Below are 15,018 nucleotides of genomic sequence, written 5' to 3'. Positions count from 1 at the left end.
CAACCTCAATGCCCCGGGGCGAAGGCGATTGGCGCCGTACGGGCCAGCCCGCCGCGGCACTTGAGTACCCGCAACTGGGCGGGCCGCGCATCGATGGCGATGCGCAGGGCTGCCGGCGAAGGGTTGATCGCGTCCTTGATCGAGCGATAGGCGAAGGCCAGGGTCTGGCCGGTTTCGGCCGCCACCTGCAAACGCCGTAAGGCGCGGTCATCGGCCTGTTTCGGCCAGCACAGTACCGCGCCGCAACTGCCCGAACGCAGGCATTGTTCCGCCGCCCACAGGGCCTCGCGGTCACTGGCCTGGATGATCGACAACTGGCGCAGGTCGACCCCGGCGTTCTGCCACGCCTGGGGGTATGGCACGCAGGGCGGCGCCACCAGCACCACCCGCTCCCCGCCTCTGGTCAGGCGGGCCAGGGCCGGCCACACCAGTTGCAACTCACCCACGCCCTGCCCGGCAATCAGGATTTCGCTCAGTGCCGCCTCCGGCCAGCCGCCGCTGGGCAACGCCGCGTCCAGCGCTGCATGCCCGGTGGGTTGGCGACTGACATCGGCGGGCGCAGGCCGGCCTTTCCAGACCTGGCCACGATGGAACAGGGTGTCCAGCGCAACGACGGCGCCCATCAGCCTTGCCTCACCAGGCCGCAGAACACCCCTTCGATCGCCAGGTCCTGATCGGCGCTGACCACAATGGGGCTGTAGGCCGGGTTGCGCGGCAGCAACCGCACGCTGTCCCCGGCCCGTTCAAAGCGCTTGATGGTGACTTCGCCTTCGAGCCGTGCGACCACAATCTGGCCGTTCTGCACCTGGGCACTGCGGCACACGCCCACCAGGTCGCCGTCGAGGATGCCGTCGCCGATCATCGAGTCACCCTGGACCCGCAGCAGGTAGTCCGGGGTCCGCGAGAACAGTGCCGGGTCCAGCCACAGGCGGCTGTGCACCTCGGCATCGACCCCCATCGGCGCACCAGCGGCTACCCGCCCGAGCACCGGGATATCCAGCAACTCGGGGCGGCGCGGCTGGTTGAGCAGGCGAATGCCCCGGGCCTGATGCGGGTTGACCTCGATGAACCCGCCCTCGGTCAGCGCCAGCACGTGCTTGCGCGCCACGCTGCGCGAGGCAAAACCAAAGGCCTCGCTGATTTCAGCGAGGCTCGGGGATTGGCCCTGTTGCGCGATACGGTCGCGGATGAAGGTCAGGATGGCGGCACGGCGAGGCGTTAAAGTAGTCATGGAGTACACTTGTACTCCTCTCGCAAATTACTTACAAGAGCCAGCCGCCAGGCGGATTACCCATGCCTACAGTGTGGTTTTGGGGGCTCGCAGATTTGGCATACGCCCGCCTACCTTGTGGGAGCTGGCTTGCCAGCGATGGCGGTGGGTCAGGCGCCATCGCTGGTGAATGCCCGTCAGCCGATATGCAATGCGCGCAGGTCGAGGCGACCGTCCTTGAGGGGTGGGCACCAGTAGTAACCACCGGTGATCGGCCGGCTCATGCGGTACAGGCCATCGGCGATCCCGTCTTCCAGGCCACTCATGCGGCGCAGTTGGGCTTCGAAGGCATTGAACGAATGACCGAAGGCCAGGAACATCAGGCCGGCACGCTCGCCTTCGATCCACGGCATCGAGCGACGGACGATGAACGCCTCCGGGGTGAAGCTTTCCTGGGCGGTGCGCTTGACGTGGGCGGAAATCGGCGCGTCGTCGAGTTCTTCGTTATCGCTTTTGCGCCGACCCATGATGTTGTCCTGCTCATGGGACGGCAGCGCATTGAAGCCGCTGAGGTCATGCTGCCACTGCTGGATCGCGGCAAAACTGCCACCCACCTGGCCATCCTCGCCCTCCGCCACCAGCGCGGCCGCGACGGCGGCATCATCGTGGGGATTTTCGGTGCCGTCTTCGTAGCCGGTCAGGTCGTGGCCGGTCATGTGGCGGAAGGTTTCGTTCATCTGCACCAGGCGCAGGGCCGGGGCCAGCGCCGCCTCGATGGCGCGGCTGCGGTTGAGCAGTTCGCCGCGGTCTTCACCGTGCAGCCAGAGCCACAGCGCGTGCTGGGTCGACGGGTTGTCGACGCCCACGCCGATCATCGCCGGGAACGGGCGCAGCCCAGGCACTTTGGCCTCCAGGGCATTGACCAGCGATTTGCCAAACCCGACCACCGCCGACTTCCCGTCCACCCACTGCATCAGTTGGTCGAGCGCCGCCGGCAGTGCTTCAACGGTCTGGAGTGCAAAAAACAGATGCCGCGCCTGAGGCGGGACGGGTGTGGCGAGGATGCCCGGCTGGTAGTAACTCATGAGAACTCCTTTAGAAAGGCGGGAATTCTACCCGGCACGCGGGGGTTTGTGTGAGCAAGGGTTATTGTGCCTGCGCCTCGCCCCGGTACGCACTCGGGCTCTGCCCGGTCCAGCGCTTGAAGGCTCGCCGAAAACTGCGCACATCGCTGTAGCCGACCTCTTCGGTGATGCGTTCGATGGACATCTCGGGGTTGGCCAGCAGGCTCATGGTGCGTGCCTGGCGTACTTGCTCCAGCAGGGCCTCGAAGGTCAGGGCATGTTCGGTCAGGCGTCGGCGCAGGGTGCGGCCGCTCATGTTCAGGTCGCCTGCGATCTTCTCGATGTGGCTGCCCTGGGTCAGGTCGCGGGAGATGGCCCGCTCCACCGCTTGAATCAGGTCGAGCTTCTGGTGCACCTCGGCCCCTTCCAGTTCCAGCAGCTTGACCGCCTGGCGCAGCGCCAGGGAATGGTGGTTGGGCAGGCGCACGTCGAGCCAGCGGGCGTCCAGCACCAGGCGGTTGTGCAGGCAGCCAAAGCGTACATCCGCGCCCAGCAGGCGGTGATACTCCGCCAGGTAGTCGGGGGCCGCGTGAACAAACTCCACCCGCACACAGCTGAAATCGGCTCCCACCAGCGCTCGACCGTAGACCAGCAGGCTGGCAAAAAACTCTTCCACGGCGAACATCTGCACGTCGGCGAACGGCAGGCGACATTCGGCGTCGACAAATACCTGGGTCGCCACTTCGCGGACGCTGGACACCACAATCCCGCCCGAGGTGTGCTGGTGGCGCATGCCCAGCTCGAATGCGTCACGCAGGGTCTTGCACAGCGACAACACATGCCCCAGCAACCCCAGGGTGCCCAGCACGTTCTGGTTGCCCACCCACAACCCCAGCCCCTGGTTGGGGATGACCTTGAGTGCGCGCTGGATCATCGCCACGGCCTGGCGGTAGGAAATACGTTGCGCCGGGTCCTGCAGGTCATCCAGGGAAAACCCCAGGCCACGGCACAGGCTGTGGGGGTCGATACCGTTGGCGCTGGCCACTTCGGCCAGGGTCTGCAGCAGGAAAGGTGACACCAGCGCCAGCTCGTAGTGGGGATCGATGACTTTGATGGGCATGGCGACGGGCTTCCGGTCAGATTCAGTTTTTATTTTTGTAACCGATTATGTCGCAGAACGTTAGCACGCCTGGCCGCCTGACCGCCAACCCGCAACCAACGTCGCCTGCCGGGTGCCATGGCAGGCCACAGGCTGGCCGCAGAAGTCCGCTCTGTGTCCGCCAATACCCTGCCCTGTCGGGCGTTGAGGGCTTATTTCTATGGCGCGGCCAGCGTGCAGGCCAGCGATGTGTCCCCAGACAATAATAAGAGTTAAAAAAATGAATCCGACCCGTGTCTCCTCTCCCCTGCGCCTGGCGATCAGCCTGGTCTTGCTGTCGAGTGTGTGCCTGTCGGCACAGGCCACCGAATCCGGCGTCGACAACATCGGCCCGGGCACCGATGGCTTTTTCATGCTGCCATTGGACGTCAACAGCCTTCCGGACAACATGGTTGCGTTCAACCTCTACTACAACTTCTACAAGGCCAGGAAGCTCGATATCAGCTCCCTGGGTGGCAAGGTGCCGGGTGTCGAGATCACCTCCGAAGCGGTGATTCCGCGCCTGGACTACTTGACCCCACTGCGGCTCGCCGGTGGTCGCCTGGGTTTCTACGCAGCCCAGCCCTGGCTCAAGCAGCGCGTGCAGGCCTATGGCCTGGAGGATGAGCGCGAAAGCATGGGCGACACCACGGTGGCACCGATCATTTTGTGGGACATGGGGAAAAACCTGACCTTGGGTGCGGCGCTGGAGATCACCCTTCCTACCGGTGAATACGACGCCACGCGCCTGGCTAACACCAGCAACAACTTCTACACCTACAAACCGCTGTTTTCCTTCACCTGGCTGCCGACCGAGCGCACTGAGCTGTCGCTCAAGACCACCTACAGCTTCAACGAAGAGAACCACGACACCGATTACCGCTCAGGGCAGATTTTCCACTTCGACTATTCCGCCAGTTACAAGGTGACCGACAACCTCAACCTCGGCCTCAACGGTTACTACCTCAAACAGACCACCGACGATAAACAATACGGCAAGACCGTGCAGTTCAACGGCCAGAACGTCAACGATGGGGTGCGTGGCGAGGTGTTCGCCGTGGGTCCGGCGATGTATTTCACCTTTCTTAAATACGCCAGTGCCGAGTTGCGCTGGGCCAAGGAGTTTGACGTGGAAAACCGTCCAGAAGGCCAGATGCTGTGGGCCAAGGTCACCATTCCCTACGCATTCTGAACACAGTCGCAGCGGTGCTTCTCAGGCCCGGCGGGTCGCCATCAGGGGGACCCAGGGCAAGCTACTTGAGCAGACCTCGGCGCAACAGCGCCCCGCCGTTGCTGGAAAGGCATGACCGGCGGGAGCTGGGTTCAGGGTTTCAACGGCCATTCCTGATCCTGGTCCGACAGGCTTTTACCGTCATCGGGATGTTTCCAGGTTTGCGGTGGCGGGTTCTCTTCAGGGCTGGCTTCGTCCTGATCTTCTTCGTCGTTTTCGCGAGATTGATCGTGTTGCTTGTCAGCGGCCATGGCACTCTCCTCCTGAGATGGGGTTCTCATTTGAGGATAGAACAAAGTCACGGCGGCGCTATATTGAAGGCGCTGCCGGCTTTCACGCCCGTCGTGCCAGGCGAAAAGCAAAAAACCTGCGAAGCGTAAGCCTCGCAGGTTTTTTGTGTATCGCACAAACAAAAAACCCCGGTCTTTCGGCCAGGGTCTTTGCTATCGACTCGAAACAGACATCGGCATGGCCAATGTTTTGCTTCGTAGCACCAAGGCGTTCAGTGGGCCCTGGAGCAGATATGGCGCAGCGGACGGGACTCGAACCCGCGACCCCCGGCGTGACAGGCCGGTATTCTAACCGACTGAACTACCGCTGCGTATCGCTGTGGACTTGCGTCCAGTTAATTCTTCTGACTGTAAAGCTTCGAGGCTTTGCAATCTCAAACCGGGCAAACCCGATTTGGAAAATATGGCGCAGCGGACGGGACTCGAACCCGCGACCCCCGGCGTGACAGGCCGGTATTCTAACCGACTGAACTACCGCTGCGCGTCGGTGGAGGCTTTTCAGCTTCCATCTTGCTTTCGCAAGACTCTCAAGAAGTGGTGGGTGATGACGGGATCGAACCGCCGACATTCTGCTTGTAAGGCAGACGCTCTCCCAGCTGAGCTAATCACCCGTTTGCTTCTCCGAGGCCGCGAAATTTACGCAGATACCGAAGCTAAGTCAATAGCAGGATTGAAGTTTTTTTCAAAAACAACTCAAAGCCACAAGCGGCAAGCTCCAAGTCAAAGCAGTGGTGCGCAGGCAGTGACACTTGCGACCGGCTTTTACTTGCCGCTCGCAGCGTGCCGCTGCCCTTCACTGCTCGTAGATCATCTTCTTGGTCATGCCGCCGTCGACCACGAACTCCTGGCCGGTGACAAACCCGGCATTGCGCGACAGCAGCCACGCCACCATCGCCGCGACATCTTCGACCGTGCCGACCCTGCCCGCCGGATGCTGGGCATGATCGGCATCACTCAATGGCTCGGCACGTCGCGCCGAAGGGTCGCGGGCATCGATCCAGCCGGGACTGACCGCATTGACCCGGACTTCCGGACCAAGGCTGATGGCCAGGGCGTGGGTCAAGGCCAGCAAGCCGCCCTTGCTCGCCGCGTAGGCCTCGGTGTCAGGTTCCGACTGCCCGGCCCGGGTCGAGGCCAGGTTGACGATGGCACCGTTGTGGGCCCGCAGATACGGCGCACAGTGTTTGGCCAGCAACATCGGCCCACTGAGGTTGACCGCCAGCACCCGGTTCCAGTAAGCCAGGTCGAGGCTTTCCAGGGTGATATTGCGTGGGTCGGCGACCGCCGCGTTGCACACCAGGGCGTCCAGGCGACCAAACTGCCCCAGTACTTCGGCAACGCCCTGGGTCACTTGCAGCTCATCGGCTACGTCCATGGTGATGAACCAGGCATGTTCGCCCAACGCCTTGGCAACCTTGGAACCACGCTCACGGTCGAGATCGGTCAGCACCACCTGCCAGCCTTCGCTGATCAACCAGGCGGCAATCCCCAAACCGATGCCGCGGGCAGCACCCGTGACCAGGGCAACCCGGCCATTGCTGCCGCCGGCAGGCGTTGCGATCTCGATCACAAGGCGGCCAGCCCGCGCGCCAGGTCCGCTTGCAGGTCAGCCACGTCTTCGAGGCCAACGGCAATCCGGATCAGGCTGTCACGAATACCCGCCGCCTCGCGTTCCTGTGGCGCCAGGCGTCCGTGGGACGTGGTGCTTGGGTGGGTAATGGTGGTCTTGCTGTCACCCAGGTTGGCGGTGATCGAGATCAGCCGGGTGGCATCGATAAAGCGCCATGCGCCTTCTTTGCCGCCCTTGACCTCGAAGCTGACAACCGCGCCAAAGCCCTTCTGCTGGCGCTGGGCCAACTCGTGCTGCGGGTGGCTCTTGAGGCCTGCGTAATGCACCTTCTCAATGCCCTCCTGCTGCTCCAGCCATTCGGCCAGTTGCTGGGCGTTGGCGCAGTGCGCCTTCATGCGCAGGCTCAAGGTTTCCAGGCCCTTGAGGAAGATCCAGGCGTTGAACGGGCTCAGGGTCGGCCCGGCGGTACGCAGGAAGCCGACGATTTCCTTCATCTGCTCGCTGCGGCCAGCCACCACGCCGCCCATGCACCGGCCCTGGCCGTCGATGAACTTGGTGGCGGAATGCACCACGACGTCCGCGCCGAGCTTGAGCGGTTGCTGCAAGGCAGGCGTGCAGAAGCAGTTGTCGACGACCAGCATCGCGCCCTTGGCGTGCGCCACTTCGGACAATGCGCGGATATCCACCAGTTCGGCCAACGGGTTGGACGGCGACTCGACGAACAGCAACTTGGTGTTGGCCTTGATTGCCGCGTCCCAGCCGGACAGGTCCGCCAGGGGGACGTAGTCGACTTCGATGCCAAACCGCTTGAAGTACTTCTCAAACAGGCTGATGGTCGAACCAAACACACTGCGCGACACCAGCACGTGGTCGCCGGCACTGCACAGGCTCATCACCACCGCAAGAATCGCCGCCATGCCGGTGGCCGTGGCCACCGCCTGCTCAGCACCCTCGAGGGCGGCAATGCGCTCCTCGAAGGACCGAACGGTGGGGTTGGTGTAGCGCGAGTAAACGTTGCCCGGCACTTCGCCAGCAAAGCGTGCCGCAGCATCGGCCGCGGTACGGAACACGTAGCTGGAGGTGAAGAACATCGGATCACCGTGCTCGCCCTCCGGCGTGCGGTGCTGGCCGGCACGTACGGCCAGGGTATCGAACGCTACGCCATCGAGGTCGCTGTCCAGCCGACCGGCATCCCAATCCTGACTCATGCTGTCACTCCTTGCCCTGCTCTTGTCATGAAGAGCCTGTAGTAGATACAAAACCGGCCCCTCAGGGCCGGTAGAAACTCAGTTGTTGTACAGATCGATGATCGCACTGACTGCCTGGGTCTTGACCTTGGAGGCGTCGTTACGCGCCTGCTCGATCTTGTCCAGGTAAGCCTCGTCGACGTCGCCGGTGACGTACTTGCCGTCGAACACTGCGCAATCGAACTTTTCGATTTTGATCTTGCCGCCGCCGACCGCTTCGATCAAGTCAGGCAGGTCCTGATAGATCAGCCAGTCAGCACCGATCAGGTCGGCCACGTCCTGGGTCGAACGATTGTGCGCGATCAGCTCGTGAGCGCTCGGCATGTCGATGCCGTAGACGTTCGGGTAACGCACGGCCGGTGCCGCGGAGCAGAAGTAGACGTTCTTGGCGCCAGCTTCACGGGCCATCTGGATGATCTGCTTGCAGGTGGTACCGCGCACGATCGAGTCGTCCACCAGCATCACGTTCTTGCCGCGGAACTCCAGCTCGATGGCGTTGAGCTTCTGGCGTACGGATTTTTTCCGCGCGGCCTGGCCCGGCATGATGAAGGTCCGGCCGATGTAGCGGTTTTTCACGAAGCCTTCGCGGAACTTCACGCCCAAGTGGTTCGCCAACTCCAGGGCCGCAGTACGGCTGGTGTCCGGAATCGGGATGACCACGTCGATGTCGTGCTCAGGACGCTCGCGCAGGATCTTCTCGGCCAGCTTCTCACCCATGCGCAGGCGAGCCTTGTACACCGACACACCGTCGATGATCGAGTCCGGACGCGCCAGGTACACGTGTTCGAAGATGCACGGGGTCAGGGACGGGTTGGTCGCGCACTGACGGGTGTGCAGCTTGCCCTCTTCAGTGATGTAGACCGCTTCGCCCGGCGCCAGGTCGCGGATCAGGGTAAAGCCCAGCACGTCCAGGGACACGCTCTCGGAGGCGATCATGTACTCGACGCCTTCGTCGGTGTGACGCTGGCCGAAGACGATCGGACGGATGCCGTGCGGGTCGCGGAAACCGACGATACCGTAGCCGGTGATCATCGCCACGACCGCGTAGCCACCTACGCAACGGTTGTGCACGTCAGTGACGGCGGCGAACACGTCTTCTTCGGTGGGCTGCAACTTGCCGCGCTGGGCCAGTTCGTGGGCGAACACGTTGAGCAGCACTTCCGAGTCGGAGCTGGTGTTGACGTGGCGCAAGTCAGATTCGTAGATCTCCTTGGCCAACTGTTCAACGTTGGTCAGGTTGCCGTTATGCGCCAGGGTGATGCCATACGGCGAGTTGACGTAAAACGGTTGAGCTTCGGCCGAAGTCGAGCTACCGGCAGTCGGATAACGCACATGGCCAATGCCCATGTGCCCGACGAGGCGCTGCATGTGACGCTGATGAAACACGTCACGTACCAGGCCATTGTCCTTGCGCAGAAATAACCGGCCATCGTGGCTGGTCACAATCCCGGCAGCGTCCTGGCCGCGGTGCTGGAGGACGGTTAGCGCGTCATACAGCGCCTGATTGACGTTCGACTTACCGACGATACCGACGATGCCACACATGCGACGCAACCCCTACTTAATGAAACTGAACTGAACACGACTCACTGCGGCGTTTTCGCCGTCGGCAAGAGGTGCTCCTTGAACGGTATGTCAGCGGGTACGCTGATACCGCTGGCCAGCCACTGACTGCTCCACCCCAATATGAGGTTTTTGGACCAGTCTGCAACCAATAGAAATTGTGGCACGAGCCGCGACTCCTGCCACCATGAATCCTGCTGTACCGGGCCCAGGCTCAGGAGCCCGACGGCGGTGACCACCAGCAACGCGCCACGCGCAGCGCCGAAGGCCATGCCGAGGAATCGATCGGTCCCGGAGAGGCCGGTGACGCGAATCAATTCGCCGATAAGATAATTGATCATTGCACCCACCACGAGGGTGGCCACAAACAAGATGGCGCAGCCGGCGATCACGCGGGCCGAAGGTGTTTCGATGTATCCGGCGAGGTACTCGGACAATGAGCCACCAAACATCCAGGCAACGGCTCCTGCGATGATCCACGTCACCAGCGATAATGCTTCCTTTACGAAGCCGCGGCTCAGACTGATCAAAGCGGAGATGGCGATGATTGCAACGATCGCCCAGTCAACCCAGGTAAATGGCACAGTACAGCCTACAGACGGATAAGGCGGCGCATTTTAGCAGAGCCCATGGCTATCGGTAAGCTGCGATTTTCATACGAGACGACAGAATCAGCCCGTAGCAGCTGGCGAAGCCTGCGTTCGGCTGCGCAGCGACCGCAAAACGGGTCGCTGCGGTGCTTTGGGGTGGAGGGTTCGGCAGCTGCTACTGGGTGGGTTACTAGCCGCGCTCGGGCTGGAAACGCACCACAAAACCCTTGAGGTTCTGCTTGCGGTTCAGCAGGTCACGCAGACGGTCAGCTTCGGCGCGCTCGATCAGCGGCCCGACGAACACCCGATTCTTGCCGTCCGCCGTGCGGATATAGGCGTTGTAGCCCTGGCTGCGCAGGGTTTTCTGCAGGCTTTCGGCACTTTCACGATTGGCCAGGCTGGCCACTTGTACCGACCAACTGACCGACAGGCCATTGGCATCGACCCGACTCTGGGTGGTGTCAGGCTTGCTGACTGGCGCAACCGGAGCAGGTGCAGGCTTGGGTGCTGGCGGCGCAGTGACGGGCTTGGTCACCACCGGGGCCGCGACGATCGGCGCGCTCGGAGCGACAGTCGGCGCACTGGCCTCTGGCGCCTGTTCCATCGCAATTTCGGCATCGCTGGGCACAGGCTCCTGCGGCAACGCTTGCGGCTCGGGAACCACCACCGGCTCGACCTGCACCTGAGGCATGACCGGCGCCTGTGGTGCGGCCGGAGCCTGGACCACCACCTGACGCTGCTCATCCTCCCGGGAAAACAGCATCGGCAGGAAAATCACCGCCAGGGCCACCAACACCAGTGCGCCGACCATCCGCTGCTTGTACGCGTTATCCAGCAAAGCCATCTGCAGCTTCCTCCGTGGAGTGCCGGGCCAGCCATTCAAGGGCCTCGGCGACACAATAAAATGATCCGAACAGCAGGATCTCGTCGTCTGCCGTTGCCTGCGCGCTCTGCCCTTCCAGGGCCTCGGCCACGCTTGCATAGGAGGTCACGGACGCGCCAAGGTTCTGCAATGCAGCCTGTAAATCCGCAACCGGGCGCGCACGCGCAGAATCCAGCGGGGCGACAGCCCAGTGCTGGACACTAGCACTCAATTCACCGACAACTCCATCAAGATCCTTGTCGGCCAGCAAACCGAAGACCGCCAGGCGTCGCCCCGCCACCGGACGCCGCGCCAGGCGCTGCGCCAGGTACTCGGCCGCGTGCGGGTTGTGCCCGACGTCCAGCATCAGGTTCAGGCGCTTGCCATGCCAGTTGAACTGACGCCGATCCAGGCGCCCGACCACGCGGGTCGCCTGCAATGCCGCGGCGATCTGCTCAGGCACCCAGGGCAAGCCCAGCAAGGCGTAGGCCTGCAGCGCCAGTGCGGCGTTTTCCATCGGCAGGTCGAGCAATGGCAGATCCCGCAGCTCAAGGGCACGCCCCTGGCCGTCGACACCGCGCCATTGCCAGTGCTGGTCGGTCACGCCCAGGTCAAAATCGCGCCCCCGCAGGAAAAAGGGACAGGCCAGTTCGCGCGCCTTATCCAGCAGCGGTTGCGGCGGATTGAGGTCGCCGCACAGCGCCGGGGCGCCCTGACGGAAAATCCCGGCCTTCTCAAAGGCCACCGATTCGCGGGTATTGCCCAGGTAGTCGGCATGATCGACACCGATACTGGTGACCAGCGCGATATCCGCATCCACCAGGTTGACCGTGTCCAGGCGCCCGCCAAGGCCAACTTCCAGGACCACCGCATCCAGGCCTGCGCGCTGGAACAGCCAGAACGCTGCCAGGGTGCCCATTTCGAAGTAAGTCAGGGAGATTTCGCCACGCCCCGCCTCCACCGCAGCGAAGGCCTCGCACAGCTGTTCGTCAGTGGCCAGCACGCCATTGACCTGCACCCGCTCGTTGTAATGCAGCAGGTGCGGAGAATTGTAGACACCGACCTTCAGGCCCTGTGCGCGCAGCAAAGACGCCACGAACGCACAGGTAGAACCCTTGCCGTTGGTGCCGGTGACCGTGATCACCCGAGGCGCCGGCTTGCCCAGCCCCATCCGGGACGCTACCTCTTGCGAGCGCGCAAGCCCCATGTCGATGGCGGAGGGATGCAACTGCTCAAGGTAGGCGAGCCATTCGCCAAGGGTACGTTGGGTCATAGGTTGGCAGGCACCGGCGGAACCACGATTGGCTCGATAGGTGTGGCGACGAACTCGGGCGTCGGCAGGCCCATCAGTTGCGCCAGCAGGTTACCCAGGCGTGGACGCAGCTCGGAACGGGCAATGATCATGTCGATGGCGCCGTGCTCCAGCAGGAACTCGCTGCGCTGGAAGCCTTCTGGCAGTTTTTCCCGTACGGTCTGCTCGATCACGCGCGGACCGGCGAAGCCGATCAGGGCCTTGGGCTCGCCGACGATCACGTCACCCAGCATCGCCAGGCTGGCGGAAACGCCGCCGTAGACCGGGTCGGTCAGTACCGAGATGAACGGAATGCCTTCTTCACGCAGACGCGCCAGGACCGCCGAGGTCTTGGCCATTTGCATCAACGAGATCAGGGCTTCCTGCATCCGCGCGCCACCGGAAGCGGCGAAGCAGATCATCGGGCAACGGTGCTCCAGCGCATAGTTGGCCGCACGCACGAAGCGCTCGCCGACGATCGCGCCCATGGAGCCGCCCATGAAGGAGAACTCGAACGCCGACACCACCACCGGCATGCCCAGCAGGGTGCCGCTCATGGAGATCAGGGCGTCTTTTTCACCAGTCTGCTTCTGGGCCGCGGTCAGGCGATCCTTGTACTTCTTGCCGTCGCGGAATTTCAGACGGTCAACCGGCTCCAGCTCCGCGCCCAGTTCGGCACGGCCTTCAGCGTCGAGGAAGATGTCAATCCGTGCACGGGCGCCAATGCGCATGTGGTGGTTGCACTTGGGGCAAACATCCAGGGTCTTTTCCAGTTCCGGACGGTACAGCACCGCCTCGCAGGATGGGCACTTGTGCCACAGACCTTCAGGCACCGAGCTTTTTTTCACCTCGGAACGCATGATCGAAGGGATCAGTTTGTCTACTAACCAGTTGCTCATGCTTTCTTTCTCCAGTACCGGCGGCCCGAACGCTCTGGTTCGCAGCCCCGTGTATGCCCTTGAGCTAAATTCATGTGTGCGGCGATGATCGGTACGCTACGGCGGTCAGCACTAGGCCGCGACCTGCCTGCAACGCACTCCATCCTCAGCCATCCAGACAACCCGCGCTTGGGGTTGCCACTTCGGTTCCGGCCCGCCCGAAGGCGACGCCTGCCTGCTGTGTGCAGCGCATGTTTTGTACCATGCAGTGGACGGCGGCAGACTGCCAGCCGTCACATCGTCGCGGTGCTGCTGCGTACGGCCTGCATAAATGCGTGAATCCTTGCGTGATCCTTGATGCCCTTGCCCTGCTCTACCCCACCGCTGACGTCCACCGCGTAAGGCCGGACCCGGGCGATGGCCTGTGCCACGTTGTCCGGCGTCAGGCCGCCGGCCAGGATAATCGGCTTGCGCAAACCCGGCGGTATCAATGACCAGTCGAAGGCCTCGCCGGTTCCACCGGGAACCCCTTCGACATAGGTATCGAGCAAGATGCCACTGGCACTGGGGTACGCATCGCAGGCAGCGGCGATATCATCCCCGGCCTTGACCCGCAGGGCCTTGATATAGGGCCGGTGCCAGCCTTCGCAATCGGCCGCGGTTTCATCGCCATGGAACTGCAGCAGGTCCAGCGGCACGGCATCGAGGATCTCGCCGAGCTCGCAGCGACTGGCATTGACGAACAAGCCCACGGTGGTCACGAACGGCGGCAGCGCGGCGATGATCGCCCGCGCCTGCTGCACCGTGACCGCCCGCGGGCTCTTGGCGTAGAACACCAGACCGATGGCATCGGCCCCGGCCGCGACCGCCGCCAGCGCGTCTTCAATGCGGGTAATCCCACAAATTTTGCTGCGAACGGCTGGCATGTCGGGGGAACCTCAGGGCAAATCCGGGAAAGTCCCGGATGGTAGCAAATGCATTCGCAGGCGTCAGCCGTCAAGTTCCGAGAAGCCGGTGAGGAAGTGCGGCCCGATGTAACGCTCTGGCAGCGGGAACTCATCCCGGTACTCGACCTGCACCAGGTACAGCCCGAAAGGATGCGCCGTGACCCCGCCAGTGCGACGAATCCGGCTCTCCAGCACTTCCTTGGCCCACTCCACCGGACGCTCGCCGGTACCAATGGTCATCAGCACCCCGGCGATGTTGCGCACCATGTGATGCAGGAAGGCATTGGCGCGGATGTCCAGCACGATCATTTTGCCGTGCCGGGTCACACGCAGGTGATGGATCTGCTTGACCGGCGACTTGGCCTGGCACTGCCCCGCGCGAAAGGCGCTGAAATCGTGAGTGCCGAGCAAATACTGCGCGGCTTCGGCCATGCGCTGCTCATCCAGCGGCCGGTGATTCCAGGTCACCTCCTCGTTGAGGTGGGCCGGGCGAATCTGGTCGTTGTAGATCACATAACGATAACGCCGGGCAATGGCCTTGAAACGCGCATGGAAATCCGCCGGCATGACCTTGGCCCAACTGACACTGATGTCGTGAGGCAAGTTGATGTTGGCGCCCATGACCCAGGCCTTCAGCGAACGCTCGACCTGGGTGTCGAAATGCACCACCTGGCCACAGGCGTGTACGCCGGCGTCGGTACGTCCCGCGCAATGCAGGGACACTGGCGAATCGGCGACTTTCGACAAGGCCGTTTCGAGGGCTTGTTGCACAGTGGCCACGCCGGAGGCCTGGCGCTGCCAGCCGCGGTAGCGCGAGCCTTTGTATTCAACGCCCAACGCGATCCGGAAAAAGCCGTCGGCCGCCATTTCGGCGGCCGGGTTATCTATATTTGCCAAGGGGTGACAGCCTGCTGATTTACGCTAAGGCGGGCATTATAAGGGTGTGCGCCGGGGATGCCATGTTCGCGCTGTTTTTTGTTTTGCGCTCGCTCACAGTGAGCCTGTGGGACCTGGCCCGGCGGCGCTTCGCTTGTCCGGGATGGCGGTGCGTCAGGTGCCACTGATGTTGGATGGATGACCTCATCGATAGGTATCTACACAACTTTGCAGCGTCCTGTGGGCTTCTGGCGTGTTGGT

The 15,018-nt window shown here is 62.8% G+C and carries 15 protein-coding genes and 3 tRNA genes; 1 reads left to right on the top strand and 17 read right to left on the bottom strand.

Features of this window, described 5'->3' with window-relative positions:
- Positions 1–5: 5 nt before the first annotated feature.
- From imuA to Q1W70_RS20305, 4 genes are all read right to left on the bottom strand, one after another.
- Positions 6–623, bottom strand: a complete 618-nt coding sequence (gene imuA / locus Q1W70_RS20320) for a translesion DNA synthesis-associated protein ImuA (protein WP_166589072.1) — start codon at positions 621–623, stop codon at positions 6–8.
- A complete protein-coding gene (gene lexA, locus Q1W70_RS20315; RefSeq protein WP_166589073.1) occupies positions 623–1,240 on the bottom strand; it encodes a transcriptional repressor LexA in 618 nt (205 codons plus the stop codon). Before lexA ends, imuA begins: the two co-directional genes overlap by 1 nt.
- A gap of 167 nt (positions 1,241–1,407) precedes the next feature.
- On the bottom strand, positions 1,408–2,295 hold the full coding sequence (locus tag Q1W70_RS20310) for a Dyp-type peroxidase (protein ID WP_166589074.1): 888 nt from the start codon (positions 2,293–2,295) through the stop codon (positions 1,408–1,410).
- Positions 2,296–2,356: 61 nt separating this feature from the next.
- Complete coding sequence (locus Q1W70_RS20305; protein WP_166589075.1) at positions 2,357–3,394, bottom strand: AraC family transcriptional regulator; 1,038 nt, start codon at positions 3,392–3,394, stop codon at positions 2,357–2,359.
- A gap of 259 nt (positions 3,395–3,653) precedes the next feature.
- Between Q1W70_RS20305 and Q1W70_RS20300 the strand changes: the two genes are divergently transcribed.
- On the top strand, positions 3,654–4,604 hold the full coding sequence (locus Q1W70_RS20300; protein WP_302097807.1) for a SphA family protein: 951 nt from the start codon (positions 3,654–3,656) through the stop codon (positions 4,602–4,604).
- A gap of 131 nt (positions 4,605–4,735) precedes the next feature.
- On the opposite strand, the gene Q1W70_RS20295 is transcribed toward Q1W70_RS20300, so the two are convergent.
- The 13 genes from Q1W70_RS20295 to truA form a co-directional block, all read right to left on the bottom strand.
- Positions 4,736–4,894 carry a hypothetical protein gene (locus tag Q1W70_RS20295; RefSeq protein WP_166589077.1) on the bottom strand — a complete coding sequence of 53 codons (159 nt, stop codon included), beginning with the start codon at positions 4,892–4,894 and terminating at the stop codon, positions 4,736–4,738.
- Between the two features lie 273 nt (positions 4,895–5,167).
- Positions 5,168–5,244: transfer RNA gene (locus tag Q1W70_RS20290), tRNA-Asp, on the bottom strand.
- Between the two features lie 93 nt (positions 5,245–5,337).
- Positions 5,338–5,414, bottom strand: a tRNA-Asp gene (locus Q1W70_RS20285).
- A 54-nt stretch (positions 5,415–5,468) separates the two neighbouring features.
- Positions 5,469–5,544, bottom strand: a tRNA-Val gene (locus Q1W70_RS20280).
- 182 nt (positions 5,545–5,726) lie between these two features.
- The gene (locus Q1W70_RS20275; RefSeq protein WP_166591467.1) at positions 5,727–6,503 is read right to left on the bottom strand and encodes an SDR family oxidoreductase; all 777 of its coding nucleotides are present in this window, start codon (positions 6,501–6,503) and stop codon (positions 5,727–5,729) included.
- A complete protein-coding gene (locus tag Q1W70_RS20270) occupies positions 6,500–7,711 on the bottom strand; it encodes an O-succinylhomoserine sulfhydrylase (RefSeq protein ID WP_182341049.1) in 1,212 nt (403 codons plus the stop codon). Before Q1W70_RS20270 ends, Q1W70_RS20275 begins: the two co-directional genes overlap by 4 nt.
- 78 nt (positions 7,712–7,789) lie before the next feature.
- Positions 7,790–9,295 carry an amidophosphoribosyltransferase gene (purF, locus tag Q1W70_RS20265; protein ID WP_166591465.1) on the bottom strand — a complete coding sequence of 502 codons (1,506 nt, stop codon included), beginning with the start codon at positions 9,293–9,295 and terminating at the stop codon, positions 7,790–7,792.
- 41 nt (positions 9,296–9,336) lie between these two features.
- Positions 9,337–9,897 (bottom strand): CvpA family protein, encoded by a 561-nt coding sequence (locus tag Q1W70_RS20260; RefSeq protein WP_166591464.1) that lies wholly within the window; start codon positions 9,895–9,897, stop codon positions 9,337–9,339.
- A 196-nt stretch (positions 9,898–10,093) separates the two neighbouring features.
- Complete coding sequence (locus tag Q1W70_RS20255) at positions 10,094–10,747, bottom strand: SPOR domain-containing protein (RefSeq protein WP_166591463.1); 654 nt, start codon at positions 10,745–10,747, stop codon at positions 10,094–10,096.
- Positions 10,731–12,038, bottom strand: a complete 1,308-nt coding sequence (gene folC, locus Q1W70_RS20250) for a bifunctional tetrahydrofolate synthase/dihydrofolate synthase (RefSeq protein WP_166591462.1) — start codon at positions 12,036–12,038, stop codon at positions 10,731–10,733. The genes Q1W70_RS20255 and folC overlap by 17 nt, the downstream gene beginning before the upstream one ends.
- On the bottom strand, positions 12,035–12,955 hold the full coding sequence (gene accD, locus Q1W70_RS20245; protein ID WP_166591461.1) for an acetyl-CoA carboxylase, carboxyltransferase subunit beta: 921 nt from the start codon (positions 12,953–12,955) through the stop codon (positions 12,035–12,037). The genes folC and accD overlap by 4 nt, the downstream gene beginning before the upstream one ends.
- A 272-nt stretch (positions 12,956–13,227) precedes the next feature.
- On the bottom strand, positions 13,228–13,860 hold the full coding sequence (locus Q1W70_RS20240) for a phosphoribosylanthranilate isomerase (protein WP_166591460.1): 633 nt from the start codon (positions 13,858–13,860) through the stop codon (positions 13,228–13,230).
- 63 nt (positions 13,861–13,923) lie between these two features.
- On the bottom strand, positions 13,924–14,748 hold the full coding sequence (gene truA / locus Q1W70_RS20235; RefSeq protein WP_166591469.1) for a tRNA pseudouridine(38-40) synthase TruA: 825 nt from the start codon (positions 14,746–14,748) through the stop codon (positions 13,924–13,926).
- Between the last annotated feature and the right edge of the window lie 270 nt (positions 14,749–15,018).

This window comes from Pseudomonas kielensis, from assembly GCF_030505375.1.
Classification (GTDB): Bacteria; Pseudomonadota; Gammaproteobacteria; order Pseudomonadales; family Pseudomonadaceae; genus Aquipseudomonas; species Aquipseudomonas kielensis.
This window is presented reverse-complemented; position numbering and strand designations above follow the sequence as displayed.